The organism is Pseudolabrys taiwanensis, assembly GCF_003367395.1.
Classification (GTDB): domain Bacteria; phylum Pseudomonadota; class Alphaproteobacteria; order Rhizobiales; family Xanthobacteraceae; genus Pseudolabrys; species Pseudolabrys taiwanensis.
In genome coordinates, this window is record NZ_CP031417.1 from 1,136,724 (window position 1) to 1,162,623 (window position 25,900).

General features: G+C 66.5%; 24 protein-coding genes. 11 read left to right on the top strand and 13 right to left on the bottom strand.

The features are described from left to right. Window positions 1-4: 4 nt before the first annotated feature. The 5 genes from DW352_RS05430 to DW352_RS05450 all read right to left on the bottom strand — a co-directional run bounded on the left by DW352_RS05430 (window position 5) and on the right by DW352_RS05450 (window position 3,802). Window positions 5-742 carry an SDR family oxidoreductase gene (locus DW352_RS05430; protein ID WP_115689248.1) on the bottom strand — a complete coding sequence of 246 codons (738 nt, stop codon included), beginning with the start codon at window positions 740-742 and terminating at the stop codon, window positions 5-7. A 113-nt stretch (window positions 743-855) separates the two neighbouring features. Then, window positions 856-1,593, bottom strand: a complete 738-nt coding sequence (locus tag DW352_RS05435) for an SDR family oxidoreductase (RefSeq protein WP_115689250.1) — start codon at window positions 1,591-1,593, stop codon at window positions 856-858. 18 nt (window positions 1,594-1,611) lie between these two features. Continuing rightward, on the bottom strand, window positions 1,612-2,307 hold the full coding sequence (locus DW352_RS05440; protein ID WP_245434328.1) for a CDP-alcohol phosphatidyltransferase family protein: 696 nt from the start codon (window positions 2,305-2,307) through the stop codon (window positions 1,612-1,614). Beyond that, window positions 2,308-2,889: a DUF1326 domain-containing protein gene (locus DW352_RS05445; RefSeq protein ID WP_115694248.1), complete on the bottom strand. Its 582-nt coding sequence runs from the start codon at window positions 2,887-2,889 to the stop codon at window positions 2,308-2,310. 61 nt (window positions 2,890-2,950) lie between these two features. After that, entirely contained in the window at window positions 2,951-3,802 is an 852-nt protein-coding gene (locus DW352_RS05450) for a DUF2182 domain-containing protein (protein WP_115689252.1), read from the bottom strand. A gap of 122 nt (window positions 3,803-3,924) precedes the next feature. Here DW352_RS05450 and DW352_RS05455 point away from each other — a divergent pair, with 122 nt between their 5' ends. Continuing rightward, the gene (locus DW352_RS05455; protein WP_115689254.1) at window positions 3,925-5,142 is read left to right on the top strand and encodes a UbiH/UbiF family hydroxylase; all 1,218 of its coding nucleotides are present in this window, start codon (window positions 3,925-3,927) and stop codon (window positions 5,140-5,142) included. 105 nt (window positions 5,143-5,247) lie between these two features. Here the strand turns inward: DW352_RS05455 and DW352_RS05460 are convergent, their stop codons facing one another. Then, entirely contained in the window at window positions 5,248-6,327 is a 1,080-nt protein-coding gene (locus tag DW352_RS05460) for a CaiB/BaiF CoA transferase family protein (RefSeq protein WP_115694249.1), read from the bottom strand. Window positions 6,328-6,332: 5 nt separating this feature from the next. Then, on the bottom strand, window positions 6,333-7,292 hold the full coding sequence (locus DW352_RS05465; protein ID WP_115689256.1) for an AEC family transporter: 960 nt from the start codon (window positions 7,290-7,292) through the stop codon (window positions 6,333-6,335). Between the two features lie 136 nt (window positions 7,293-7,428). Here DW352_RS05465 and DW352_RS05470 point away from each other — a divergent pair, with 136 nt between their 5' ends. Beyond that, window positions 7,429-8,478 (top strand): HpcH/HpaI aldolase/citrate lyase family protein, encoded by a 1,050-nt coding sequence (locus DW352_RS05470; RefSeq protein ID WP_115689258.1) that lies wholly within the window; start codon window positions 7,429-7,431, stop codon window positions 8,476-8,478. Window positions 8,479-8,520: 42 nt separating this feature from the next. Continuing rightward, the gene (gene hspQ / locus DW352_RS05475) at window positions 8,521-8,853 is read left to right on the top strand and encodes a heat shock protein HspQ (RefSeq protein ID WP_115689260.1); all 333 of its coding nucleotides are present in this window, start codon (window positions 8,521-8,523) and stop codon (window positions 8,851-8,853) included. Window positions 8,854-8,998: 145 nt separating this feature from the next. Here hspQ and DW352_RS05480 read toward each other — a convergent pair whose 3' ends face one another. After that, a complete protein-coding gene (locus DW352_RS05480) occupies window positions 8,999-9,751 on the bottom strand; it encodes an invasion associated locus B family protein (protein WP_115689262.1) in 753 nt (250 codons plus the stop codon). 370 nt (window positions 9,752-10,121) lie between these two features. On the opposite strand from DW352_RS05480, the gene DW352_RS05485 reads away from it, so the two are divergent. The 5 genes from DW352_RS05485 (at window position 10,122) to DW352_RS05505 (ending at window position 16,503) form a co-directional block, all read left to right on the top strand. Beyond that, window positions 10,122-11,831: an extracellular solute-binding protein gene (locus tag DW352_RS05485; protein ID WP_115694250.1), complete on the top strand. Its 1,710-nt coding sequence runs from the start codon at window positions 10,122-10,124 to the stop codon at window positions 11,829-11,831. Window positions 11,832-11,841: 10 nt separating this feature from the next. Then, complete coding sequence (locus DW352_RS05490; protein WP_115689264.1) at window positions 11,842-13,353, top strand: AMP-binding protein; 1,512 nt, start codon at window positions 11,842-11,844, stop codon at window positions 13,351-13,353. Between the two features lie 85 nt (window positions 13,354-13,438). Beyond that, complete coding sequence (locus tag DW352_RS05495; RefSeq protein ID WP_115689266.1) at window positions 13,439-14,698, top strand: PleD family two-component system response regulator; 1,260 nt, start codon at window positions 13,439-13,441, stop codon at window positions 14,696-14,698. Between the two features lie 36 nt (window positions 14,699-14,734). Continuing rightward, window positions 14,735-15,391 carry a DsbA family oxidoreductase gene (locus tag DW352_RS05500; RefSeq protein WP_115689268.1) on the top strand — a complete coding sequence of 219 codons (657 nt, stop codon included), beginning with the start codon at window positions 14,735-14,737 and terminating at the stop codon, window positions 15,389-15,391. Between the two features lie 8 nt (window positions 15,392-15,399). After that, window positions 15,400-16,503: an NAD(P)-dependent alcohol dehydrogenase gene (locus tag DW352_RS05505; RefSeq protein WP_115689270.1), complete on the top strand. Its 1,104-nt coding sequence runs from the start codon at window positions 15,400-15,402 to the stop codon at window positions 16,501-16,503. A gap of 111 nt (window positions 16,504-16,614) precedes the next feature. On the opposite strand, the gene mfd is transcribed toward DW352_RS05505, so the two are convergent. The 3 genes from mfd to DW352_RS05520 form a co-directional block, all read right to left on the bottom strand. Further along, the gene (mfd, locus tag DW352_RS05510; RefSeq protein WP_115689272.1) at window positions 16,615-20,136 is read right to left on the bottom strand and encodes a transcription-repair coupling factor; all 3,522 of its coding nucleotides are present in this window, start codon (window positions 20,134-20,136) and stop codon (window positions 16,615-16,617) included. Further along, window positions 20,133-20,429, bottom strand: a complete 297-nt coding sequence (locus DW352_RS05515; protein WP_245434329.1) for an FAD assembly factor SdhE — start codon at window positions 20,427-20,429, stop codon at window positions 20,133-20,135. Before DW352_RS05515 ends, mfd begins: the two co-directional genes overlap by 4 nt. 196 nt (window positions 20,430-20,625) lie before the next feature. After that, the gene (locus DW352_RS05520) at window positions 20,626-21,189 is read right to left on the bottom strand and encodes a DUF2087 domain-containing protein (protein WP_115689274.1); all 564 of its coding nucleotides are present in this window, start codon (window positions 21,187-21,189) and stop codon (window positions 20,626-20,628) included. Window positions 21,190-21,527: 338 nt separating this feature from the next. On the opposite strand from DW352_RS05520, the gene DW352_RS05525 reads away from it, so the two are divergent. Beyond that, complete coding sequence (locus tag DW352_RS05525) at window positions 21,528-21,956, top strand: MerR family transcriptional regulator (RefSeq protein WP_115689276.1); 429 nt, start codon at window positions 21,528-21,530, stop codon at window positions 21,954-21,956. Beyond that, window positions 21,892-22,305 (top strand): carboxymuconolactone decarboxylase family protein, encoded by a 414-nt coding sequence (locus DW352_RS05530; protein ID WP_115689278.1) that lies wholly within the window; start codon window positions 21,892-21,894, stop codon window positions 22,303-22,305. Before DW352_RS05525 ends, DW352_RS05530 begins: the two co-directional genes overlap by 65 nt. Here DW352_RS05530 and DW352_RS05535 read toward each other — a convergent pair. Next, complete coding sequence (locus DW352_RS05535) at window positions 22,292-23,269, bottom strand: Bug family tripartite tricarboxylate transporter substrate binding protein (RefSeq protein ID WP_162826801.1); 978 nt, start codon at window positions 23,267-23,269, stop codon at window positions 22,292-22,294. The two genes, DW352_RS05530 and DW352_RS05535, sit on opposite strands and share 14 nt — an antisense overlap. Before the next feature lie 90 nt (window positions 23,270-23,359). Between DW352_RS05535 and recG the strand changes: the two genes are divergently transcribed. Next, window positions 23,360-25,459, top strand: a complete 2,100-nt coding sequence (recG, locus tag DW352_RS05540) for an ATP-dependent DNA helicase RecG (protein WP_115689282.1) — start codon at window positions 23,360-23,362, stop codon at window positions 25,457-25,459. Between the two features lie 18 nt (window positions 25,460-25,477). Here recG and DW352_RS05545 read toward each other — a convergent pair whose 3' ends face one another. Continuing rightward, window positions 25,478-25,855, bottom strand: coding sequence for a DUF3597 domain-containing protein (locus DW352_RS05545; protein ID WP_115689284.1), 378 nt, complete (start codon window positions 25,853-25,855; stop codon window positions 25,478-25,480). Window positions 25,856-25,900: the final 45 nt, after the last annotated feature.

Genomic DNA, 25,900 nt, shown 5'->3' on the forward strand with positions numbered 1-25,900 from the left:
GCCTTCAGATGCCGCCGGACACGCTGAGCACCGCGCCATTCACATAGGACGCCGCGGGCGACAGGAGGAACAGGATGCCCGCCGCGATCTCGTCGGGCTGCCCCGGCCGCCCCATTGGCAATAGCGGCGTCACGCGTGCAAGCCTGCCGGGCTCATGGATGTCCGTGTCCGTGGTGCCGGGCCGCAGGCAATTCACTCGCACGCCTTCCTTGGCCAGTTCGCGCGCGAGGCCGCGCGTGGCTGCTTCGATGCCGGCTTTCGCCGCGGCGTAACAAACATACTCGTTCGGTGCCCCGGTGACGGCGGCCACCGAGGAGAGCAGCACGATCGCGCCGCCCTCGCCGCCGCTCGCGCGTGACATGCGACGCGCCGCGGCGCGCGCGCACAACAGCCCGCCGAAAAGATTGACGTCGATGACCTCGCGGATGGTCTCGGCGCTGGCACGGTCGAGCCGCGCGTTCTTGCCGACGATGCCGGCGCTGTGCACGACGTGGCCGATCGCTCCAAGCGCCGCCGCCGCATCGTCGAACATCCGTTCGATCTCACTTTCGGTGACCGCGTTCGCCTTGATGGCGACGGCGCGTCCGCCGGCGGCGATCGCCTCATTGACCACGGCCGCCGCCGCGTTGCCGTCGCTCTTGAAACTCACCGCGACATCGTAACCGGCACGCGCTGCCATCCGCGCCGTTGCCGCGCCGATGCCGCGACTGCCGCCGACGATCAAAACCACAGGACGTTTCATGTTTTTTCCTCCCCTTATGGAAGGAAGTGCATCATTCGTCTCGGCAACGGACAATGCGGCCCGGCCAAAAAGCAAGGAACATGCGCGGCGTGTCGAGACGCCGCACGGAAATGTCAGCGCGCGCCGGACACTCGCAAGTTCGCGCCGTTCACATAGGATGCCGCGTCCGACAGCAAGAACAGAATCGCTTCCGCAACCTCGTGCGCTTCGCCGGGGCGGCCCATCGGCAGGATCGGTCCGACCCGCTCGATGCGGCCGGCCGGCTGGATGTCGGTGTCGATGACGCCGGGGGTGACGGCATTGACGCGCATGCCCTCTTTCGCGACTTCGCGGCTCATGCCGATGACCATGGAATCGACCGCGCCTTTGGCGGCGGCGTACCAGACGCATTCGCCGGCGCCGCCGATGGTGGCCGCCATCGACGAGAGCATCACCACCGCGCCACCCTTGCCGCCGTGCTTGGTCGACATATGCCGCGCGCATTCGCGCAGGCACAGGATCGCGCCCAAGGTGTTCACCTCGAACACCTCCCGCATCATCGTCGCGTCCGCTTCGTCGAGCCGCGAATAAGGCCCGATGATGCCGGACGAGTGCACGAAGTGCGTGACGGGGCCGAGCGCCTGCGCCGTCTCTCCGAACACACGGGCGATATCGGCCTCGCTCGCCATGTCGCCTTGAATGGCGAGCGCTTTTCCCCCGGCTTTCTTCACAGAGGCGACGACGTCGGCGGCGGCATTGGCGTTGCTCTTGTAGTTGATGGCGACATCGTAGCCGCGTTCGCCGGCGCGCTTTGCCGTGGCGGCGCCGATGCCGCGGCTGCCGCCGGCAATGAGAAGCACGGGTCGTGTCATGAGTCCCCTCCGGTTTTCTTATAGGTCTTGCGCGGCAGGCCGAAACAGACCGACGAGACAGAAGTAGACGGCGATCAGCACCAGCGTCCAGACGACATAAGGCCCGGGGTTGAGCCCCGCGAAGACCGCGACCAGCGCCAGCGCGGCCCACACGATCAGCAGCGCGATGTTGAGCAGCCGCAGATGGCGAACGCGCACGGGGTGAACGAATTTGAACGGCACGAAGCTGAGCACCGCCAGCGCCAGGATCAAGGTGACGCCCGCCCATCCGGGCGGCTGCAGAATGTAGAGATAAAAGGCCGCGAGATTCCAGAGCGCCGGAAAGCCGCGGAAATAGTTGTCGTCGGTCTTCATGTCGCGGTCGGCGAAATAGAGCGCGCCGCAGATGACGACGATGATGCCGGCGGCCAGTTCGAACCACACCGGCAACAGCCCGCTCGCCGCGATGGCATAGGCCGGCACGAACACATAGGTGGTGAAGTCGACGACGAGGTCGAGCGTGTCGCCCGACCAGCGCGGCAACAGTTCGGCCACCTTGAACTCGCGCGCCAACGGCCCGTCGACCCCGTCGACCACGAGGGCAAGGCCGAGGCAGACGAACATCGCTTCCCAATGGCCGCCGGTGGCGAACACCATGGCCATCAGCGCGAAGGCGGCGCCGCTGGCGGTCAGGATATGGACGGCGTAAGCGCGGACGCGCGCGAAGGTCGGCACTTACCGGTTGCCCCAATTGAGCTTGACGATCTCGGCCGAACGGCCGCCGAGGTTCCAATTGCGGCCGAAGCCGCGGAAGCGCGACTTCTCCGACTTGGCGACGATGACGTCGGGGCCGATCCAATATTGGCTGTTGCGGATGACGACGTTGTCGCCCTGCTCCTTGCCCTTCACGGGCGTGATGGCGCCGCCGCCATATTTGTCGAGGCTGATGAGCCGCGTATCGCCCTGCGTCTCGTAGGTGATCGGCACCTGATGCACGCCGAGGAACTGGCCGACCAGGATCGACAAGAGATGCGTGGTGCCGCCGACGCGGCCGGTAAAGATGCGGGTGAGTCCCTTCACCGCCTGGATCGGCGCCTTGTCGTCGATGAACAACGCGGCCGTCCAGTTGCCCCGCGCCATGATGCCCGGCAGGTCCATCATCAAGCCGAGATTGATGCCGGAGAGATCGACATTGTCGAACTGGCCGTCGTCGATGCGGATGCCGGCCCAGGTCTGGCAGCGGTCTTCGGTCGGCGGGTGTTCGCCGAGCGAGAGCACGCAGGGACAGAACACCGTGCAGCTGCACGACAGCGTCATCTCGCCTTTCAAGGTCCACGCTTCGGTCACGCTTCCTCCCGGTCTTTTCTTGATTTGTAGCTTAAGCCGCGCGGATCGGCCAATGGGCGGCGAAGGCTACGACGATGAAGGCAATTCCCGCCGCGATCAACACCACGCCGACGGCGTGCGTGAACTTGCGGCCGGTGCCCATCTTCTCGACGGTCATGACGATGCCGAGGCCGGCCATCCAGATGACATTCATCAGGCCGACGGCGAACATGACGCCCATCATCGCCCAGCAGCAGCCGAGGCAATAAAGCCCCTGCCGCAGGCCGAGTTTGTAGACGCCCGCTGTCGTCGTCGCCCAATTGGCGAAGAAGAACGGGAACGGCCGCTGGCATTGCGTGAGACAGGCATGCTTGAGCGCGCTGAACTGATAGACGCCGGCTGTCAGGAAGATGGCGCCGGAGAACAGCCCGCTGGCGGAGGCCATGCCGGTGTCGAGCAGCGCGACGCGCGTCAGGCCGATCTGCGCCAAGGTCGCGCCGGCCGCGATCGCGAACCAGATCGTGAGATAGCCGCCGGCCAGCACGAAGGGCGACACGATGCGCTCGCCTTTCTTGGCGGCGGTGTCGGCGATCTCGGCATAGGTGAAGATCATCGGCGCGGCGCTCGGCAGCATCATCGCCAGCGTCATGGCGCCCCACATCAGGGCGATGAGCGCCGCGCCGCTGAACCCGGACGATGTATCGGCCATGGCCCGGCACAGCGCGTCGAACGCGCTCAAGGGATCGGCGGCCCCGGCTGTCAGCACCGCGAGATAGGCCCAGCCGAGCACGGTGAGCGCGACGACGCAGAACGCTGCGATGGCCTTCGGCCGCGCGAGCACGCTGCCCAAGCGGCCCTCGGCCGGAGGCAGATGCGCAAGCGGTTCGCGGGTGGTCTCGGTCACGGAATCGTCCTTCCGCCGTGCATAGCCTACCAACGCCGGGCGGCGCCATCCGGGGCATCCCCGATGGTTGCGACCGGCGCAGCGTGCTAATCGGCTAGCGCGGAACGGAGTCTAAGCCTTTGATGCCGGACAAAAACACCCCCAATAGCGCCCAGGTGATCGTGGTCGGCGGCGGCCCCGCCGGCCTCACCGCCGCCCTTGCGCTGGCGCAGGGCGGCCTCGATACGGTTCTGGCCGGCAAGCGGCCGGACAGATCCGATAACCGCACCACCGCCCTGCTCGGCGGCTCCGTGACGGCCCTGGAGGCGCTCGGGGTCTGGGAACTCTGCGAGGAGAAGACGGCGCCGCTGCGCACCTTGCGCATCGTCGACGACACCGGCCGGCTCTGGCGCGCCCCGGAGGCCAAGTTCGAGGCCTATGAACTCGAGCGCGACGCCTTCGGCCACAACATCGTCAACCAGGACCTCTTGGCGGCGCTCGAGCAGCGCGCCCGGGCTCTGCCCCATCTGCGGCTGATGGACGTCGCGGTTGTCGCGGTCGAGTCAGAAGCGGACGGCGTGGCCGTCACGCTGGACAACGGCGAGGTGCTGCGGGCCCCCTTGGTGGTCGGCGCCGATGGCCGTGGCTCCCTGTGCCGAGAAGCCGCCGGCATCGACCTGCAAACCCGCCGCTATCCCCAGGTCGCCCTCACGGTCTGCTTGAAGCACTCCCGTGAACACTTGGAAACGTCGACGGAATTCCACACGCCGACCGGGCCCTTTACGCTCGTGCCGCTGCCCGGCAGGCGCTCGAGTCTGGTCTGGGTCTTGGACCCGATGGACGCCGAGGAACTGGCGGCGATGGACGACGATGCCCTTTCGGAGGAGATCGAGCACGCCGCGCATTCAATCCTCGGCAAGGTCGAAGTCGAACCCGGCCGCGGCCTGTTTCCGCTGTCGGTCGCGACCGCGCGCAGCTTCGGTGCGCATCGCATCGCCCTCGTCGGCGAGGCCGCGCATGTGGTGCCGCCGATCGGCGCCCAGGGTCTGAACCTCGGCCTGCGCGATGCCGCCACCATTGCCGAGCTTGCCGTCGATGCCGAGCGCCACGGCCGCGACATCGGCGGCGATGACGTACTCGCGGTCTACGAGCGTAAACGCCGCGGCGACGTGACGAGCCGGACCATGGCCATCAACGCCCTCAACCGCACTTTGCTTTCGGACCTGTTGCCGGCGCAGGCGCTGCGCGGCCTCGGCGTCTACATGATCGACCGCATCGGCCCGTTGCGCCGTGCCGTCATGCGCGAAGGCATCGCCCCGCGTGGCGCGGAGCCAAGGCTGATGCGAGGGGAGATGCTTTGACTCTCCCGTCATGCCCGGCCTTGTGCCGGGCATCCACGCCTTCCTTAGATGCGCTTCAACAAGCAGGTCGTGGATGGCCGGGACAAGCCCGGCCATGACGAGTCATCAGGGCGCCTTCTTCGTTCCCGGCTTCCCGCGAAACTGCGGCGCGATCGGAACCGGGATCGCCGGCAGTGTCTTGGCGTGACCGACCTCGACCTCATGCGCGAACAGGCCGCGTTCCACGAAATGCGGATCGCGTAGCGCCTCCTCGAGCGGCGTGACGATGGTGGCGCAGCAATCGGCTTGCGCCAGCAGCGGGCGCCATTCGTCGGCGGTGCGCGCCGCGATCAACTTCGCAACGGCCTCGCGCGTGGCCTCAGGATCGCGCGTGTCGTCAACATAGTCCGGTGCAAGACCAATCGCCTGCGCGAAGGCGAGCCAGAACTTTTGCTCCAGCGCACCGCAGGCGACGATGCGGCCGTCTTTGGTCGGATAAAGCTGATAGCGCGGTGAGCCGCCGGCGAGCATCAACTCGCCCGGCTTCGGGAAGCGGCCGCTCGCCGCGCCCAGCGCCAGCGCGTACCAGCCGAAGGTGAACATCGCATCGGTCATGGCGATGTCGAGATGACAACCCTGCCCGCTTTGGTCGCGCGCCCGCAGCGCCAGGAGGATGTTGATCACCGCGGGAAAGCTGCCGCCGCCAATGTCGGCCGCCAGCATCGGCGGCACCACCGGACGCTCGATCGGCCCCGGCTGCAGATCGAGCAAGCCGGTCGCGGCGATGTAATTCAGATCGTGGCCGGCCTCATCGGCGCGCGGGCCTGCTTGGCCGTAGCCGGAGATCGAGCAATAGATCAGCTTCCGATTGAGCGTGGCGACCTCGTCGTAGCCGAGGCCCAGCCGCGCCATCACGCCGGGACGAAACTGCTCGACGAGAATATCGGTGCGCGCGATCAGCGGCTTGAGCTTCGCGCGATCGGCCTCGCTTTTCAGGTCGAGCGTCAGCCCTTGCTTGCCGCGATTGAGCAGCGCGTAGGCCGCACCCTCGCCGTCGAACTGCGGCGGAAAGCGGCGCATGTCCTCGCCGCCCGGCCGCTCGATCTTGATCACCTCGGCGCCGGCTTCCGCCAGCATCAAGGTCGCAAGCGGCCCCGGCAGCAACGTCGTGAAGTCCAGAACGAGCAGACCCGACAACGGCTGCATGCGCGTCACCACAACAAGGGCGGCAGGTTATGCGTCTTCACCAGCCACATGACGCTGGTGAGCGTCACGACCGACACCAAGGTGCCGATCAGCACCGCGCTCGACGCCTGCTCGACCCAGGTGTCGTATTGGCGCGCGAACACGAACACATTGAGCGCCGGCGGCAGCGCCGCCATCAGCACCGCGGCGTCGATCCAGGTCTTGTCGAACGGGCCGAACACGGACAGCATCACGAAAACGATGACCGGGTGCAGCGTGAGTTTCACCAGCACCAGGAACGGCACTTCCCACGGCATCTTCTTCAGCGGTCGCAGCGCCACGGTGACGCCCAAGGTGAACAGCGCGCAGGGCGCGGCGGCATTCTGCAAGAACTGCAGGAGGCGGTCGAGCGCGACCGGCGGCTCGAAATGGATCGCCGCCGACGCCACGCCGGCGGCCGTCGACAGCACCAGCGGATGCGTGACGATGCGCTTGAGCACGTCGAAGGCGGTGGCGCCGATGCTCGACTGCTGCGGATTGGCGAGCGCCATCATGAACGGCACCAGCGAGAACAGCAGCAGTGTGTCGAAGCAGAAGATCAGCGCCACGGGTCCGGCCGCCTGCGCGCCGAGCGTCGCCAGCGCGAGACCCGGCCCCATGTAGCCGATATTGCCGTAGCCGCCGGCAAGGCCCGCAATGGTCGCCTCCGCGATGCTGCGGTGGCGCAGCGCCATGCCGATCGCGAAGGAAATGACGAAGGCGCAGAAGGTCGAGAGCGTGGTCGCGATGACGAACTCGATGCGGGCAAGCTGCTCCAGCGGCGTCTGCGCCAGGATGCGGAAGAACAGCGCCGGCAGCGTGACGTAGATGATGAAGAAATTCATCCAACCCAGCGCCGTGTCCGGGATTTGCTTGAGCTTGCCGCAGACGAAACCGACGAGGATCAGGCCGAAGAACGGCAGCGCTAAATTGACGACGTCGAGCATGCGCGGAAGGTCCCGGCCGGCCCCCGGGCCGGTAGTGTCGCCACGTCCTAGCTAGTTCGTCGCTACTTCCTAGCTACTTGGCGTGGCCTTTGCATTCCTCTAAACGGCAGGCTTGCGTTTTGGAAGGACCTCACCGGTGAAGCTTCCCCGCCAGTTTTTCGCCCCCCTCGCCATCGGCGCCCCGGCCCCCTTGCGTGAGCTGCCGGTGCGGCTGGAGCGCATGATCCACTTCGTGCCGCCGCACATGGAAAAGCTGCGGGCGCGCGTGCCGGAGATGGTCAAACAGGTCGACGTGGTGCTCGGCAACCTCGAAGACGCCATCCCGGTCGAGGCCAAGGCGGCTGCCCGGGCCGGCTTCATCGCGATGGCGAAGGCGACCGATTTCGGCGCCACCGGGCTGTGGACGCGCATCAACGCGCTCAATTCGCCCTGGGTGCTGGACGACGTGACCGAGATCGTCGGCGCCGTCGGCGACAAGCTCGACGTCATCATGCTGCCCAAGGTCGATGGGCCGTGGGACATCCACTATCTCGATCAGTTGCTGGCGCAGCTCGAGGCGCGCCACCAGATCAAGAAGCCGATCCTCATCCACGCCATCCTGGAGACGGCGCAGGGCGTCAATAATGTCGAGGCGATCGCGTCGGCGTCGCCGCGCATGCACGGCATGAGCCTCGGCCCGGCCGACCTTGCCGCCTCGCGGGCGATGAAGACGACGCGCGTCGGCGGCGGACACCCGGAGTACAAGGTCCTGGCCGATGCCGCACCGGCTACGCCCGACGCCCCCCGCGCCGCCTATCAGCAGGATCTCTGGCACTACACCACCGCCAAGATGGTCGACGCCTGCGCCGCCGCTGGCATCAAGGCCTTCTACGGCCCATTCGGCGATTTCGCCGACCTCGCCGCCTGCGAGGCCCAATTCCGCAATGCCTTCCTCATGGGGTGCCTGGGCGCCTGGACGCTGCACCCGTCGCAGATCGCCATCGCCAAGAACGTATTCTCGCCCGATCCGGCCGAGGTCGCCTTCGCCAAGAAGATCGTCGAGGCCATGCCCGACGGCGCGGGCGCCGTCATGATCGACGGCAAGATGCAGGACGACGCCACCTGGAAACAGGCCAAGGTGTTGCTGGACCTCGCTAAATTGGTCGCGGCCAAGGACCCGGAGATGGGCGCGCGATATGGGCTGTAGCCGTCTAGCGCCCGCCACGATGTTGGACTATCTGGTGTGGCCATGAGCAAGATGCGCAACGCCAAGTTCAATATCGGTCAGGTGGTCAAGCACCGCCTGTTCTCGTTCCGTGGCGTGATTTTCGACATCGATCCGGTGTTCAACAACACCGAGGAGTGGTGGGAGTCCATTCCGGCGGAGATCCGGCCGAGCAAGGACCAGCCGTTCTATCATCTGTATGCCGAGAACGACGAGACGGAATACGTCGCCTACGTCTCGGAGCAGAACCTGCTGCCCGACAATTCCGGCAAGCCGGTCCGTCATCCCGATATCGCCGACGTCTTCGATTGGGACGATGACGGCGGCTACATCCCGCGCGACAGCCAGCTGCATTGACCGACACTCAGCCCTTCATTCCGAGCTAGTCCCGTCATCCTGAGGTGGCGGCCGAAGGCCGCCCTCGAAGGGCGACGGGTCCAACGAAAAACGAAAAAGGCGCGGCCGAAGCCGCGCCTTTCGCATTTCGATCGCGTCGAAGCGCTTACTTCTTCTGCGCGGGAGCCGCCGGCGCAGCCGGGGCGGCGGAACCCTGCGCGCCTTCCAGCTTCTTGCGCGCTTCGTCGGCTTTCTTCTGCAGCTCTTCCTGCAGCTTGCGCTGCTGCTCTTCGAACGCCTTCGGATCGGTCGGCGGACCGTCATAAGCCTTGGCGAAATCGTTCAGCGGCAGCGGCAGGCTGATCGGCGTGCCCTGCATGTTGATCGCCTGAACGACGATGTTCTGACCCTTCTTCATCTTGGCGATCAGATCGTCGGTGACCGGATAATCGGCCATGCAGCCGACCGGGAAGCAGATCTTGTAGGGCGACTGCTGCGGCTGGTTCTGGTCGATGATCACGCGTGTGCCGTGCGCGAGCTGCATGCCGAGCGGAACGGTAATCCGCAGCACCTTCTGCTCGCCTTCCGGCTCGAAGAGCTGCACGATCGCGACCGGCATGCCGTTTTCGAGACGGCCGTCCTTGGTGACGACGCAGACCTGCTTGCCGCCGGTGTCCGGACCCTTGCCGCAGACCTTCATCCAGGGCGAGTACATCAGCTGCGGCTGATCGCCGGCCTGTTGCTGCGGCGCTTGAGCGGGCTGCTGTGGCTGCGCGGCCGGTGCCGCGGGGCGGCCCGCCGGCGGCTTCTGCGCCTGAGCAAATGCACCCGGCGCGGCGACGGCCAGAAGGCCGGCGGCAGCCAAAGTGACGGTCAACGCCCGACCCAGCGGCCGGGCCGATGCGATCCGATGATCCATTGCGTAATCCTTATGTTCTTAACTCGCCCGGAGGCCGTGCGCGGACCCTCGGCCGGTCGCCCTCAGCCGGCTCTCTCCGTGCCAAATACGGCGGGAGCGTGACCCCTCAGGCCCGCAGCCTGATAGCCGAATTCCGTCCCGCGATAAAGCCACGAATGGGGCGAAAATGACCATTCGCCAGCGGCCCCTGTGATAAATTCGGACCATCGGAAACGAATCGCAATCGACCCTCGTGTACGCGCTCGATCTCCTCTCCAAGGATGCGGCGCCGTGGCATTTGTCGCGGCGCACAGTCGTGCTCGGGACGCTGGCGGCGGCCTGTCCGTTCGGTGGCGTCGCCGCCTCGCCGCGCGCGAACCATGCCATCGCGATGCACGGCGCGCCGGCTTGGCCCTCGGACTTTTCCGCGCCGACTTACGCCAATCCGGCGGCGCCGAAAGGCGGCCAGCTCGTTCAAGGCGTGCTCGGTACATTTGACAGTCTCAATCCGTTCATCGTGAAGGGCATCCCGGCCGCCTATATGCGCGGCTATGTGATCGAGAGCCTGCTTGCGCGCGGCTATGACGAGCCGTTCACGCTCTATGGATTGCTGGCCGAGAGCGTCGAGACGGACGACGCGCGGACCTACGTCACGTTTCGGCTCAACCCCGCGGCACGCTTTGCCGACGGCAGACCGGTGACGCCGGCCGACATCATCTTTTCCTGGGAGACCTTGCGCGATCGCGGCCGCCCCAACTTCCGGCTCTATTATGCCAAGGCGAGCAAGGTGGAAGCGCTCGACGAGCGCACCGTGCGCTTCGATCTGTCGGCCGCGGACGATCGCGAACTGCCGCTGATCATCGGGCTGATGCCGATCATCGCGAAACATGCCGTCGATCCGGCGACGTTCGAGGATACGAGCTTTACGCCCCTCCTCGGCAGCGGTCCTTACACGGTGAGCGCCGTGCGGCCCGGCGAGAGCGTGACCTTCAAGCGCAACCCGAACTATTGGGGCCGCGATCTGCCGATCAACCGCGGCCTGTGGAATTTCGATCAGATCCGCGTCGATTACTATCGCGACGGCAACACGCATTTCGAAGCCTTCAAGAAAGGTCTCTACGACGTGCGTGTCGAGACTGATCCCGGGCGCTGGCGGACGGCTTACGATTTTCCCGCGCTGCGGGATGGCCGCGCGCTCAAGGAGGAATTCCCCTACGGTCTGCCCAAGGGCATGCAGGGCCTCACCTTCAACACGCGCCGGCCGCTCTTTGCCGATGTGCGCGTGCGCGAGGCCTTGCTCCAACTCTTCGATTTCGAGTGGATCAATCACACCTATTTCTTCGATCTCTATAAGCGCACGGCCAGCTATTTCGACGGCTGCGATCTCTCCGCCCACGGCCATCCGGCGAATGCGCGTGAGCGCGAACTGCTCGCGCCGTTCCCCGGCACGGTGCGCGACGACATCATGCAGGGCACCTGGGCGCCGCCGGTGACCGACGGCTCGGGACGCGACCGTTCGACGTTACGGCGGGCCTTCGCGTTGTTCGCCGAGGCAGGCTACGCCCTCAAAGGCACCGAACTCGTGCACAAGGCAAGCGGCCGGCCTTTCAGTTTCGAAATCCTCACGACGACGCGCGATCAGGAGCGGCTCGCGCTCGCTTATAGCCGCAGCCTCAAGCGTGCCGGCATCGAGGCGCGAGTGCGCACGGTGGACGCGACGCAATTCGAGCGGCGGCGCATCGCCTTCGATTTCGACATGATGGAATATCGTTGGGAGCAATCGCTCTCCCCCGGCAACGAACAGTTCTTCTATTGGGGCTCGGCGGCGGCCGATCAACAAGGCAGCCGCAATTACATGGGCGTCAAATCGAAAGCCGTGGACACCATGATCGCCGCGATGCTCAGCGCCACGACGCGCGAGGACTTCGTCGCGGCGACGCGCGCGCTCGATCGCGTGCTGCTGTCGGGCTTCTATGTAATCCCGCTTTACTATCCGCCGGTGCAATGGGTCGCGCGCTGGTCGAAGATCGCGCATCCCGAGCGCACGTCGCTGTTCGGCTATTTGCCGGAGACGTGGTGGGCGAAGGGGGCCGTGCAATGAGGGTGTCCGCATGATCCTGGGCGACGGCGCTTCGGTCGATACCGATCTCGACACGCTCGACGGTCTTTTCCGCCGCGCGGGCGTGCGCCGGCCGGACGTTCTGGCGCTGTGCGATGCGCCGAACCGCGCCGACCGTGCGCCGCGCCGGCTGACCTTTGCCGAAGCCGACCGTGCGATCTCTGGCGTAGCGGCGCGCCTGCGCGGCCTCGGGCTGATGAACGACTCCATCGTCGCCATCCAACTCGGCAACACGGTCGAAAGCATCATCGCGCTGCTCGGCGTGCTGCGCGCCGGGATGATCGCGGTGCCGCTGCCGGTGCTGTGGCGTCAGCAGGAGATGGTGAACGCGCTGCTGCCGCTCGGTCCCAAGGCGGTCATCACCACCGGCCGCATTGGCGCCTATGCGCATGTCGAGATCGCCATGCACGTTGCGGCCGAGCTGTTTCCGGTGCGCCATGTCTGCTCGTTCGGCAGCGATCTGCCTGACGGCGTGGTGCCGCTCGACGATGTGTTCGAGTCCGCGCCCGGCGAGCTTGTCGACGCGTCGCGGATCGAGCATCCGGCGGCGCATGTCGCGGTCATCACCTTCGAAGTCGGCTCGCAGGGCTACGCCGCGCTGGCGCGCAATCACGCCGAACTGATCGCGGGCGGCCTCGCCGTTTTCCTCGAAAGCGGCCTGCCCTCGGACGTCGCTTTGCTGTCGACCATTCCGGCATCGACCTTCGGCGGCCTCTGCGCGACGCTGATGCCCTGGCTGTTGAGCGGCGGCACTTTGCATCTGCATCACGGCTTCGACGAAGAGGCTTTCGCGGCGCAGTGCGCGGCCGTTGACGGCGGCGCGCTTGTCGTGCCGGGCCCGGTTCTCACACCGCTGGCCGAGACGGGAGAGTTGGAAGGGTTCTGGCACGTCCTGTCGCTGTGGCGCACGCCGGAGCGCATGGCGACGGCGACGCCCTGGGAAGGCGCGGCGGCCGTGACCGACATCGCCTGTTTCGGCGATATCGCGGTCTGCGCCGGCAGGCGCGGCGATGACGGTATGCCTGCCGCCATCCCGCTCGGCGTGGTGCATGCGCCGCGCGGTGCCGGCCGCGGCCCGACGGTCCTTGAGACGATGCGCACCAAAGCCGGCACTTTGGCGGTCCGAGGGACCATGGTGCCCAAGGCGGCCTTCCCGCCCGGCATCGAGGGAAGCGGGAGCGCGTTCTTCGCGCCCGAAGAAGATGGCTTCGTGCGCACGGGCTTTATCTGCCGGCCCACCGAGGACGGCGAGAGCGTTGTCATCACCGGCACCGCCGACGGCTTGGCGAGTGTCGGCGGCTACAGCTTCCGCGCCGCCGAGATCGAGGCGCGGGTGGTGAAAGTGGACGCGCAGGCCACGCTGACGACGGTGCCGGACGCCCTGCTCGGCCAGCGCCTCGCCGGCCATGGCCGCGATCGTACCAGCGCTTTCCTGCAGGCTTTGGGCTTCAACCCGCTTGTGTCCGGTGCCTTCCGCCGGCGCAAGACGGCGGACGCCGCCTGATCGCCATCGTCCAACGTCGTTGACGCGGCATTAACAGGCGCTCCGTTAGAGTTGCGCCTAGTTCTTATCATGTAAGCGTGCGTTCATGTCGCTGCAGGGTCCGCTGGTCGTCGTCGCCGAGGTGCCGGCGCCGGATGTTGTTGAAGCCTTGGGCGCCGCTGGCGCTTTCCCCATTGTCGAAGCCAATTGGGCCGACGCGCCGACCGCCTTCGTGTCGGTGAAGCCCGCGGCCGTGGTGATCGCCGAGCCCGGCCCGGCGCCGAGCGAGGCGGCGGCCCGCATGCTCTGCCTGCAGATCGCGACCGCCCAGGGACCGATCGTGCCGACGGTGGCGCTGTGCGATGCCGGCAGCGAGCCGGCGCTGCCGATCGCGCTGCCCGCCGATATCTCGCTGCCGCGCGCGCATCTGGTGCGCCGCCTGCAATCGGCGCTGCGCGTGCGCGCGTTGCACGAGACCGTGCTGCGCCGGCTCGAATTGTTCGTCTCCGAAGGCGGCAATTCGCTCGGCCTGCCGGAGCACGATGCACTCGAAGACGCGACCGTGCTGATCGCCGGCCGCGGCCCGCTTTATCCGGGACTCAGCGTCGCCATGGGCGAACGCGTTAAGATGATCGGTGCGCTGAGCGTCGAAACCGCGGCCCGGCATCTCAACGCCCGCGACATCAGCGGCATCGTCGTCGGCGACGGCTTCTCGCCGCGCATGGTAGAGGCTTTCCTCACCGTGCTCGCGCAGGACACGCGCTTCCGCGATATTCCGGTGGCGGTGATCGGCGACGTCTCGCGCACGTTCGCCGACGTGCTGCCGAACATCGATCACGTCGACGGCGACCCGGCGCGTCTCGTCGCGCGCATGATGCCGCTGGTGCGGCTCTATGCCTTCGAGGAACGCCTCAAGCGCATGCTGAAGTCGCTCGAAGCCGGCGGCCTGTTCGATCCCGAGACAGGCCTGCATGCGCCGGAGGCCTTCTGCCAGGATCTCGCGCAGGCGATCGAGGCCGCGGCCGACCGCAGCCAGGCGTTGTCGATCGCGCGCTTCGCGTTCGAAGGCATGCCCGACGCGCGCGCCGGCCTGGACACGGCGCGGCTGGTGACGAAGCTCATTCGCGATATCGACTTCGCGACGCGCGACGAAGACGGCGCGATCCTGATCGCCTTCACGCACACCGATCTGCGCGCGGCCCATGTGGTCGTGCGCCGCATTGCCAGCGCGCTCAAGAACGCCATGGGCGGTGCCGTGCGCGATACCGTCATCACCAATGTGACGCTCGCCACGCTGAAAACCGGTGATACCATCGACAGCCTGATGCAGCGCGTCATGGGCAGCCGCATGGTTGCGGCCGAGTAGCGGGCGTCCTACCTTAGCTCCAACAGGGAGCTCGCCATGTCCGACCGTCCGCCTGTCCGCATCGATGTCGTGTCCGATGTGGTCTGCCCGTGGTGCTTCATCGGCAAACGCCGGCTGGAACAGGCGATCGCCTTGAAGCCGGACATTCCGGTCGAGGTGCATTGGCGGCCGTATTTCCTCAATGACTGGATTCCGCGCGAGGGCATCTCGCGCGAGCAATACCTCACCACCAAGTTCGGCTCGCCGGCCGCCTACAAGGACATCGCCCAGCGCGTCGCGGCCGCCGCCGCGCAGGAAGGGCTCGTCTATGCGATCGACAAGATCAGCAGCCAGCCGAACACGATCGACGCGCACCGGCTGATCCGTTGGGCGTCGGGCATCGGCAAGGCCGCCGACATGAAGCAGCGGCTGATGGATCTCTATTTCACGGAAGGCGCCGACCTCACCAACGAGGCGGTGCTGGTCCAGGCCGCGGCCGACATCGGTCTCGATCCGGAAGACGTGCGCGCCGCGCTCAACAGCGAGCTGGATGTCGAAGAGGTGACACGGGAAGCCGAAACGGCCAAGGAGGCCGGCATCCAGGGCGTGCCCTGTTTCATCTTCGGCGGACGCTTCGCCGTTTCCGGCGCGCAGTCACCGGAGTATCTCGCCGAGGCGATCGAGCGCATCGCGCGCGCGGAAGCCGCCGAATAAGACCGGCCATGAAGATCACCGCCGCCGTCGCCCGCGAGCGTTTCGGCGCCTTCGCGGTCGAGACGATCGATCTCACCGACCCGCGCGACGATGAACTGCTGGTCGAGGTCGTCGCCTCCGGCATGTGCCAGACCGATCTGCACGGCCGCGACGGCTATTATGGCACGCCCCTGCCCGCCGTGTTCGGCCACGAAGGCGCCGGCATTGTGCGCGCCATCGGCAAGGGCGTCACCAAGTTCAGGCCCGGCGATCACGTGGTGATGTCGTACCCATTTTGCGGCACGTGTCCGAATTGCATCGGCGAACGCCAGAGCTACTGCCTCACGGTTCAGGAACTGAAGATGGGCGGCTCGCGCGCCGACGGCTCGACGCTGCACAGCCTCGACGGCGCGCCCATCTACGGCTCGTTCTTTCAGCAGTCATCTTTCGGCAACTTCAGCATTGCCAACGAGCGCTTCGCGGTGAAGGTGCGCGATGACGCGCCGCTCGATATCCTCGGGCCGCTCGCGTGCGGCGGCCAGACCGGCGCCGGGGCAGTGCTCAATGTGTGCCGGCCCAAGCCGGGCGACAGCCTTGCCGTGTTCGGCGTCGGCGGCGTGGGGCTCTCGGCGCTGATGGCGGCGAAGATCGCCGGCTGCGATCCGATCATCGCCGTCGACGTGCGGCAGAACCGCTTGGCACTGGCACGCGAGCTCGGCGCCACGCACGTGATAGATCACTCGGGCCGCGTCAATGTCGTCGACGACATTCGCAAGCTCACCGGCGGCGGCGTTCGCTTCGCGATCGACACATCGGCGATCGCCACGGTGACGCGCGAAGCGATCGAATGCCTGATGTATGCCGGCGCCTGCATCGTGCTCGGCAGCGCACGCAACGGCACCGACGTTTCGTTCGAAATGCCGTTCCTGCAACAGGGCCGCATCGTGCGCGGCGTCATCCAGGGCGACAGCGTGCCGCGAGAGTTCATCCCGCTGCTCGCCGACCACATCATGGCCGGCCGCTTTCCGATCGAGCGGATGATCACGACTTACGATCTCGCCGACATCAATCAGGCGGCGGAGGATTCAGTGTCCGGCGCGACGATCAAGCCGGTGCTGAGGATGCCGCATTAGCCCTGCCTCATCCTGAGGACGGGCCGTCAGGCCGCGTCTCGCGGGATGGGGCTCGGCGCCCTCGTCCATCGAGAGGCGTGCTGCGCACGCTCCTCAGGACGGGGTATCGCATCACGCCGCCTTGGCCTGCCCGGCGATCTTGGCCAGCCGCCGCAGGATGGCCGCCGTGCCCTTTAGCCGCGCTTCCGGCGTCTCCCAATCGTCGAGCAGGACCAGCCGCTGACCGTTCTTGTCGTTGCGGATCTTGGCGTCGGGGCCGTATTCGCGGATGAAGCCGATGAGACCTTCCGGATTGGCGAACTGATTGTCGCGGAAGGCGAGCACCACGCCCTTCGGGCCGGCGTCGACCTTCTCGATATTGGCCTTGCGCGACAGCGCCTTGATGCCGACGACCTGCAACAGGGCGTCGACTTCCTTCGGCAATTTGCCGAAACGGTCGACCAGTTCGGCCGCGAAGGAGTCGATCTCGCCCTCTTCGTCCATATCGGCCAAACGACGATACAGCGCGAGCCGCACCGACAGATCGGCGACGTAGTCCTCCGGAATGAGCAGCGGCGTGCCGATGGTGATCTGCGGCGCCCAGCGGTCCTCGACCGGCGCGGTGATGCCGGCCTTGAGGCTCGCCACCGCCTCTTCCAACATCTGCTGATAGAGCTCGAAGCCGACTTCCTTGATGTGGCCGGACTGCTCTTCGCCGAGCAGGTTGCCGGCGCCGCGGATGTCAAGATCGTGCGTCGCCACCTGGAAGCCGGCGCCGAGCGTGTCGAGCGACTGCAGCACCTTGAGGCGGCGCTCGGCCTGCGGCGTGATCGACTTCTGCGCCGGCAGCGTGAACAGCGCATAGGCGCGCAGCTTCGAGCGCCCCACCCGGCCGCGCAGCTGATAGAGCTGCGACAGACCGAACATGTCGGCGCGATGCACGATCAAGGTGTTCGCGCGCGGAATGTCGAGGCCCGACTCGACGATGGTGGTCGACAGCAGCACGTCGAACTTGCCGTCGTAGAAGGCGGACATGATGTCGTCGAGCACGGTCGGCGGCATCTGGCCGTGCGCCACGGCGACGCGCACTTCCGGTACGTTCTTTTCCAGGAAGTCCTTGGCGCCGGCGAGATCCTCGATGCGCGGACAGACATAGAAGGACTGGCCGCCGCGGTATTTCTCGCGCAACAGCGCTTCCCGCACCGTGACCGGATCGAACGGCGAGACGAAGGTGCGCACCGCCAGACGATCGACCGGCGGCGACGCGATGATCGACAGGTCGCGCACGCCGGTGAGCGCGAGTTGCAAGGTGCGCGGGATCGGCGTCGCCGACAGCGTCAGCACGTGCACCTCGGAGCGCAACGTCTTGAGCTTCTCCTTGTGGGTGACGCCGAAATGCTGCTCCTCGTCGACGATCAGCAGGCCGAGGTCCTTGAACTTGATGCCACGGCCGAGCAGCGCGTGCGTGCCGACGACGATGTCGACGGTACCGGCGGCCAGGCCGGCTTTGGTCTCGGCAAGCTCCTTGGCCGTCACCAGACGCGAAGCCTGCGCCACGTTCACCGGGAAGCCGCGGAAGCGTTCGGAGAATGTCTTGAAGTGCTGCCGCGCGAGCAAGGTCGTCGGCACGATGACCGCCACCTGCTTGCCGTTGATGGCGACGTCGAATGCCGCGCGCAGCGCGACTTCGGTCTTGCCGAAGCCGACGTCGCCGCACACCAGCCGGTCCATCGGCCGGCCCTTGGCGAGGTCGCCAAGCGCCGCGTCGATCGCAGTGAGTTGGTCTTCGGTCTCTTCGTAAGGGAAGCCGGCGCAGAATTCGTCATAGGCGCCGGGGGTGACGGTGATCTTGGGCGCTTCGCGCAACTGCCGTTCGGCGGCGATCTTGATCAGATCGCCGGCGATGGCGAGGATGCGCGCCTTCATCTTGGCTTTGCGCGCCTGCCAGCTGCCGCCGCCTAGGCGGTCGAGCTCGACATTGGTCTCTTCCGAGCCATAGCGCGACAGAAGATCGACGTTCTCGACCGGCAGATACAGCTTGGCCGCATCGGCATAGTGGATTTCGAGGCAGTCGTGCGGCGCGCCCGCAGCCTCGATCGCCTGCAGGCCGACGAAACGGCCGATGCCGTGATCGACGTGCACGACGAGATCGCCCGGCGCGAGGCTGGTCGCTTCGGCGATAAAGTTCTCGGCGCGGCGTTGCGCCCGGCGCGGCCGCACCAGGCGGTCGCCGAGGATGTCCTGCTCGCTGATGATCGCGGTGTCGCCGGTCTCGAATCCGGCTTCTATGCCGAGCACGCCGAGCGCGATAATGGATTTGGGCAGCGCCAAAGCCTGCGGCCAGGAAGAAACCGATTGCAGATTGTGCAGCTTGTGGTCGCCGAGCACGGTCGACATGCGCTCGCGCGCGCCTTCGCTCCACAGGGCGATGGCGACGCGCTTGCCGGCGCTCTGCAATCCCATCACGTGCTTGGCCACCGCCTCGAACACATTGGCCTTGGGGTCATTGCGTTCGGCCGAGAAGTTGTGCCCGGCATGGGCGCCGACATCGATGACGCCGGCGCCTTCCGGCTCGGCGAAAGGCGTGAGCCGCGCCCGTGCCGCTCGGTCGAGCTGAGCGCGCCATTCGTCTTCCGTGAGATAGAGCTTGTTCGGCGGCAGCGGCTTGTAGGGCGGCAGCACGCCCTGCTTCAACGCCTCGACGCGTGCATCGTAATAGTCGGCGATCTGCGCGAAGCGCTCGTGCGCGGCGTCCTCGTCGAGATGTTCGAGCGCCAGCGGCGTGCCCGGCAGATAGTCGAACAGCGTTTCCATCGACGTCTGGAACAACGGCAACCAATGCTCCATGCCGGGATGGCGGCGGCCTTCGCTCACCGACTGGTAGAGAAGATCGTCGGGCGACGCGACGCCGAACTGCTCGATGTAACCGGTGCGGAAACGGCGGATGGTCTCGGTGACGAGTTGGAACTCCGCCACCGGCACGAGATCGAGCCCGCGCATCGGCAGTTCGGAAAGCTGCGTCTGCGGATCGAAGGTCTTGATCGTCTCAAGCGCGTCGCCGAAGAAATCGAGCCGCACCGGCATGTCCATGCCCGGCGGAAACAGATCGAGGATGCCGCCGCGCACGGCGTATTCGCCCGGCTCGCGCACGGTCGAGGCGCGCAGGTAGCCATTGAGCTCGAGCCATTCGACGATGCTGGCCATGCCCGTGACATTGCCGGGCGCGACCGAGAGCGCATGCGTCGCGACGAATTCGCGCGCCGGCACGCGCTGCGACGCCGCGTTGATGGTGGTCAGCAGAACGGACGGCTTATCGCGGCCCTTGGTGCGCACGAGACGCGACAGCGCCGTCATGCGCTGCGCGACCACGGCGGCGTTCGGCGACACGCGGTCGTAGGGCAAGCAGTCCCAGGCCGGGAACTCCATGATCTCGAGATCGGGCCCGAAGAACGCCAGCGCGCGCGACAGCGCCGCCATGCGCTGGCCGTCGCGGCAGACGACAGCGAGCGAGATCGCGGGTGCGTTCGGCTTCGCGGCGATCGAACGCGCGAGGTCGGACAGCACCAGGCCTTCGGCGCCGTCGGCGACCTGCGCCAAAGTCAGCGCCTTGCCGGGCTTGAGCGCCTCGGCGGGAGATTTCACGGAAACAGTCACGGGGTCGTCAGGCCTTTACTGTGGAAGTCGCAGAGGCGCCGGAACAGCGGGCCGTCAACCTCGGCCGGCGTGGGCTCCGAGCCGTTCACCCAGGCGAACATCTGCTGATCGGGGATTTCCAGCCAACTCTCGAACGTGTCGAGTTCCGAATCGTTCAGAACGGTCAGGTGGGCGTCGGCGAAGCGGCCGATGATGTAGTCCATCTCGCGGATGCCGCGATGCCAGGCACGGAACAAGAGCCGCCGCCGGCGCGGGTCCAGCCCTTCACTCGAAATCTGGGTGCCTGTGGTCACGCTTGTCTCCAACGCCGAAAACCCGGACGGGCCGGGCGGGCGTTATATAGAGTGCGCCTTTTGATTTGTCATGGCCGGGCATAGCCCGTCGAAGACGGGCTATGCCCCTATGTCGCGGCCATCCACACCTCTTGGCGAAACACAAGAGACCGCAGCCGTGGATGCCCCGCACAAGGCCGGGCATGACGCAGTGTGGTTACGCCGGCAGACGCTGGGCAAGGTGCCGGATCAACGCGAGCGGCGTGGCCGGCGGCGTCTGCTCGACACGCCGGTATTCCCGGCCATCGACAGTGCGCGTCATGAGGCTCTCATCGCACAGGTCACGCCGCAGCAGCGCGTAGTCACCGAACAGATGCTGCTCATCCAGCGCGCGATTGATCTCAGCCTCGGTGTAGACGCGCCGGGGCTCGAGCCGCGACCACAACACCCACAGGCACAACACGCGATGGCTGTACTTGGACGGCCAACGGGCAAGACGCCCCTCGCCGTCGAAGTACCGCGCCAGGCGGCCGACCGCGACGAAGTCGGCGGGTTCCGTGGCCGGTCCCGGCGACGCGTGATCGAGCTGCTGGCGCGCCATCGCCTGGGCGCGGAAGTGCTGGAAGTTCTGGTAGCCGCCGGCGCGCGCCACCATGTTCAGCAAGGTCAGATGGCTGGGCGCAGCGGCATTCTCTTGGTCCGATTGCGTGAGCTCTCGCCTGAGGGCGCGCGCGAAGTTGGATACATCGTCCGCGAAGAACGGAAGGGCTTGTCTCGACATGGCTTATCCTCGACGTGCCGCGTCCAATGAGGACTGTCGTGATCGCCAGCTTGCGACGTGGCACGGGATAAGGGTGTCAGTCGAAACGAGAAGATGGCAGGTTTAGCGCCCCTCGGGAGGGGTGGCGATGCCTCGGTGAGCTGCCGACCGAAGCCCGATATATGGCAGCCGAAAGCGCCGCGCAAGCGCGACGCTGCGAGATGGGGGCGCCTGCTTCGGAATAACCTCGCCAGCGCGGGTGCCGCCGCGCATGAGGGACGAGCGACGCTTTTTGTCTATTGACTTAGAGTGCGCTCTAACCCCTAGCCTCGGCTGCGTCGTGGCGAAAGAACGCGCTCGTGAAGATTGGCGAACTGGCGAAGCGATCAGGACTATCGGCCCACACCATCCGTTATTATGAGCGGATCGGGCTGGTTCCCCGCGCGTACAGGGATCCATCGGGTCAAAGAAACTATGACGCATCGATTCTGAGTTGGATCGAATTTCTCGATCGTTTGAAGACGACCGGAATGCCGATCCGAGAGATGCTGCGTTACGCGGTCCTGTGGCAACGCGGCGCCGGTACCGAGGCGCAGCGTCGCGAGTTGCTCGAACAGCACCGCGAGCGCGTCCGCGCTCATGTGGCCGATCTGCACGCCTGTCTTCTTGTCCTCGACACCAAGATCGCCGGTTACGCCGGCTTGCAACAAAGGACGGGAGAACATGACGCAGCACGGTCAAGACAACAGCGAAAGCCGCCTCGAACGCGGCAAGCGCGCGCTCGCTGAAATTGATGGCGAGGCCGGCAACAAGGTCATCGCGTCTTTGGCCGATATCGCTCCGGATTTCGCGCGCTACATTCTCGAATTTCCGTTCGGCGATATTTACAGCCGTCCCGGCCTCGACCTGCGGGCCCGCGAGATTGCCACCATCGCCGCCCTGACGGCGATGGGCAACGCGGCCCCGCAATTGAAGGTTCACATCGAAGCGGGCTTGAACGTCGGCTTGAGCCGCGAGGAAATCGTCGAGGTGATCATGCAGATGGCGGTCTATGCCGGTTTCCCGGCGGCCCTGAATGGTTTGTTCGCGGCCAAGGACGTGTTCGCCTCGACAGCGCGCGTCGCTACTTCGGGATGACGCCGCTGGCGCGCATGGCGTTGCCCCACTTCGTCAGTTCGTCTTTCACGAACTGGCCGAGATAGGCCGACGAGCGCCGCTCCGGCGCAACGAAGGTCGCCGCGAGCTTCTCCATCTCCTCCTTCAGGCCGGGCGTGTCCATGGTCTCCGCGGCGGCCTTCTGCAGCTTGGCGGCGATCGGGGCCGGCGTGTCCTTGGGCAGGAACAGCGCGGTCCAGGTGTAGGCCTGGACGGACGGAAGCCCCTCCTCCGCCGCGGTCGGGATGTTCGGCAGCACCGGCGAGCGGTTCGGCGACAGCACGGCGATGCCTTTCACCGTGCCGGCATTGATGTTCTGCACGGCGGTCACCGCAATCTCGCACAGGAAGTCGAGCCGGCCGGAGACGAGGTCTTGCATCGCCAGCGACGTGCCGCGATACGGCACGTGCTGGATGTGGGTGCCCATCGCATTGTCGAGCATCACGCAGCCGAGATGCGCGGCGGAACCGACGCCGGCCGAGCCGTAGTTCATCTTGCTCTGGTTCGCCTTGGCGTAGGCGACGAATTCCTTCAACGTATTGGCCGGGAAGTCCTTGCGGGTGATGAGCACCAGCGGGATTTCCGACACCAGCGCCACCGGCGTGAAGTCGGCGACCGGGTCGTAAGGCGGCTTGTCGACGAGCAGCGTCGGATTGGTGTGGGTCGCGACGGTGCCGAGCAGCACCGTGTAGCCGTCGGGGGTGGCGCGGGCGACCTTCTGGCCGCCGACGGTGCCGCCGCCGCCGCCGACGTTCTCGATCACGACCCGCTGGCCGAGCTTGTCGGAGAGCTTTTCCGCGAAGATGCGGCCGAACACGTCGATCGGGCCGCCCGCCGCGGCGGCGACGACCATGGTAATGGGCCGGTTCGGATAGTCCTGCGCCTGCGCCGGCGCCAGGAGGGAAAACAACGCGAAAACGAGTGCGAGACCTGACCGTACAACCACCTTACCCTGCCCCCGAATCTGAAGAAGTGTCCTAGAATCACCGTTCGCCTTAAGTCCTACAGCACCCCCGGTACCGGCGTCGATTGATCCATGCGTCCCGCTGTCCTTAGTCCCCTGTTCGCCTCGGTGACCAGCCTGCCCGGCGTCGGTCCCAAGCTCGAGCGGCTGTACGCGAAGCTGCTCGAGCGCGACATGCCGCGCGTCGTCGATCTGCTGCTGCACCTGCCCACGGGCGCCATCGACCGCCGCGCGCGGCCGAAGCTGAACGAGGTTCTGCCCGGCCAGGTCGTCACGGTCGCCGTGCAGGTGGAGGAGCATCGCCCCGCGCCGCGCAACCGGCCGCGCGCGCCCTACCGCATCGTCACCAGCGACGACACCGGCGTCACGCTGACGCTCACGTATTTCAGCGCGCGGCCCGACTACCTCGAGAAGCTGCTGCCGGTCGGCGAGACGCGCTACGTCTCGGGCACCGCGGAGTTCTACGACGGCATGTTGCAGATGGTGCATCCCGACCGCGTCGTCGACGAGCAGGGCTTTGCGACGCTGCCGCTGGTCGAACCGGTCTATCCGCTGACCGAAGGCCTGGCGCTCGGCAATGTGCGCCGCGCCATGGAAGGCGCGCTCGGCAAACTGCCGCCGTTGCCGGAATGGCAGGACGCGGCCTGGGTGTCGCGCGAGCGCCTGCCCGCCTTCGCCGACGCGCTGCGCGCCGTGCACCGGCCGCACGAGCCGCACGACCTCGCGCCCGAAAGCCTCGCCTGGATCAGGCTCGCTTACGACGAACTGCTCGCCGGCCAGCTCGCGCTCGCTCTGGTGCGCGCGCATATGCGCCGCATCGCCGGCCGCGGCACGTCCAGCGAAGGCCGCCTGCGCGCGCGCATCCTCAAGGCGCTGCCTTACACCCTGACGCATTCGCAGCAGAAGGCGGTCGACGACATCACCACCGACCTCGCCAAGCCGCATCGCATGCTGCGGCTGCTGCAAGGCGATGTCGGCTCGGGCAAGACCGTGGTCGCTTTCTCGGCGGCCGCGACCGTGATCGAGGCCGGCCGGCAGGCGGCCTTCATGGCACCGACCGAGATCCTCGCTCGCCAGCATCTCAAGACCATCGCGCCCCTGGCGGAAGCCGCCGGTATCCGCGTCGCGCTGCTCACCGGCCGCGAGCGCGGCGCCACGCGCAAGGAGATCCTCGACCGCCTGGTGCTCGGCGACCTCGATCTTATCGTCGGCACGCATGCGCTGTTCCAGGATGACGTCGCCTTCCACGATCTCGCACTGGCCGTGGTCGACGAGCAGCACCGTTTCGGCGTGCACCAGCGCCTGGCGCTGACGCAGAAGGGCGACGCCGTCGATGTTCTCGTGCTCACCGCGACGCCGATCCCGCGCACGCTCGTGCTCACTTACTTCGGCGACATGGACATCTCGGAACTGCGCGAGAAGCCCGCCGGCCGTCAGCCGATCGATACCCGCACGGTGCCGCTCGACCGCCTCGAAGAGGTCGAGGACGCCATCGGCCGCGCCATCGGCGAAGGCAAACGCGCTTACTGGGTCTGCCCGCTGGTCGAGGAATCCGAGAAGAGCGATCTGGCCGCCGCGCAGCAACGCTACGAGGAGCTGCGCCAGAAGTTCGGCGACAAGGTCGATCTCGTGCACGGCCAGATGAAAGGCGCCGACAAGGATGCCGCCATGGCGCGCTTTGCGTCGGGGCAATCGCAGCTGCTCGTCGCCACCACGGTGATCGAGGTCGGCGTCGACGTGCCGGAAGCGACCATCATCGTCATCGAGCACGCCGAGCGCTTCGGCCTCGCACAGATCCATCAGTTGCGCGGCCGCGTCGGCCGCGGCACCGGCAAATCGACGTGCCTCTTGCTGTTCAAGGCGCCGCTCGGCGAAACGGCCAAGGCGCGGCTCGCGATCCTGCGCGAGACGGAAGACGGCTTCCGTATCGCCGAGGAGGATTTGCGTCTGCGCGGCGAAGGCGATCTGCTCGGCACGCGGCAAAGCGGCGTGCCGGGCTTTGCCGTCGCCCGCCTCGAGGTGCACGGCAAATATCTCGGCGCCGCGCGCGACGACGCGGCGCTGATCCTGTCGCGCGACCCCCAGCTACAGACCGAACGGGGCGAAGCGCTGCGCCACCTGCTCTATCTGTTCGGCAAGGACGAAGCCATCAAGCTGATCCGCGCCGGATGACTTCGCCTGCCGGTTCGCTCAGTGCTTGAGATCGTCCGGCACCTTGCCGCCGTTCTCGGCGAGCTTTTGCATGACCTGCTTATGCAGCCAGACGTTCATGGTGGCGGAGTCGTTCGTGTCGCCGGTATAGCCCAGTTCCTTGGCGAGCTCCTTGCGCGCCGAGAGGCTGCTGTCCAAGCCGAGAAGCTTCATCAGGTCGACGATCGACTTGCGCCAATCGAGCTTCTCCTTGTTCTTGGATGCGATATCGCTCAGCACCGCCGCGACATCGACCTGAGGCATGGTCGCGGTCCCTGCCGCCGCGCCGCCGCTCGAAGCTGGCGCCGCCGCGGGCTGCGCCGCTTTGGCGCTGCTCGATCCGAAAATCGCCGACATGATGTTTCCGAAGATGCTCATTGATCCTCTCCTTTGTGATAAGCGCGCAGACAGACAGAACGACGC

Excerpts from the sequence above, each read along its gene's own strand:
- DW352_RS05430 (WP_115689248.1), bottom strand. The coding sequence starts at position 742 with ATGAAACGTCCTGTGGTTTTGATCGTCGGCGGCAGTCGCGGCATCGGC.
- DW352_RS05435 (WP_115689250.1), bottom strand. The coding sequence starts at position 1,593 with ATGACACGACCCGTGCTTCTCATTGCCGGCGGCAGCCGCGGCATCGGC.
- DW352_RS05445 (WP_115694248.1), bottom strand. The coding sequence starts at position 2,889 with ATGACGCTGTCGTGCAGCTGCACGGTGTTCTGTCCCTGCGTGCTCTCG.
- DW352_RS05455 (WP_115689254.1), top strand. The coding sequence starts at position 3,925 with ATGCCGGACAAAAACACCCCCAATAGCGCCCAGGTGATCGTGGTCGGC.
- DW352_RS05460 (WP_115694249.1), bottom strand. The coding sequence starts at position 6,327 with ATGCAGCCGTTGTCGGGTCTGCTCGTTCTGGACTTCACGACGTTGCTG.
- DW352_RS05465 (WP_115689256.1), bottom strand. The coding sequence starts at position 7,292 with ATGCTCGACGTCGTCAATTTAGCGCTGCCGTTCTTCGGCCTGATCCTC.
- hspQ (WP_115689260.1), top strand. The coding sequence starts at position 8,521 with ATGAGCAAGATGCGCAACGCCAAGTTCAATATCGGTCAGGTGGTCAAG.
- DW352_RS05480 (WP_115689262.1), bottom strand. The coding sequence starts at position 9,751 with ATGGATCATCGGATCGCATCGGCCCGGCCGCTGGGTCGGGCGTTGACC.
- DW352_RS05485 (WP_115694250.1), top strand. The coding sequence starts at position 10,122 with ATGCACGGCGCGCCGGCTTGGCCCTCGGACTTTTCCGCGCCGACTTAC.
- DW352_RS05490 (WP_115689264.1), top strand. The coding sequence starts at position 11,842 with ATGATCCTGGGCGACGGCGCTTCGGTCGATACCGATCTCGACACGCTC.
- DW352_RS05495 (WP_115689266.1), top strand. The coding sequence starts at position 13,439 with ATGTCGCTGCAGGGTCCGCTGGTCGTCGTCGCCGAGGTGCCGGCGCCG.
- DW352_RS05500 (WP_115689268.1), top strand. The coding sequence starts at position 14,735 with ATGTCCGACCGTCCGCCTGTCCGCATCGATGTCGTGTCCGATGTGGTC.
- DW352_RS05505 (WP_115689270.1), top strand. The coding sequence starts at position 15,400 with ATGAAGATCACCGCCGCCGTCGCCCGCGAGCGTTTCGGCGCCTTCGCG.
- DW352_RS05520 (WP_115689274.1), bottom strand. The coding sequence starts at position 21,189 with ATGTCGAGACAAGCCCTTCCGTTCTTCGCGGACGATGTATCCAACTTC.
- DW352_RS05530 (WP_115689278.1), top strand. The coding sequence starts at position 21,892 with ATGACGCAGCACGGTCAAGACAACAGCGAAAGCCGCCTCGAACGCGGC.
- recG (WP_115689282.1), top strand. The coding sequence starts at position 23,360 with ATGCGTCCCGCTGTCCTTAGTCCCCTGTTCGCCTCGGTGACCAGCCTG.
- DW352_RS05545 (WP_115689284.1), bottom strand. The coding sequence starts at position 25,855 with ATGAGCATCTTCGGAAACATCATGTCGGCGATTTTCGGATCGAGCAGC.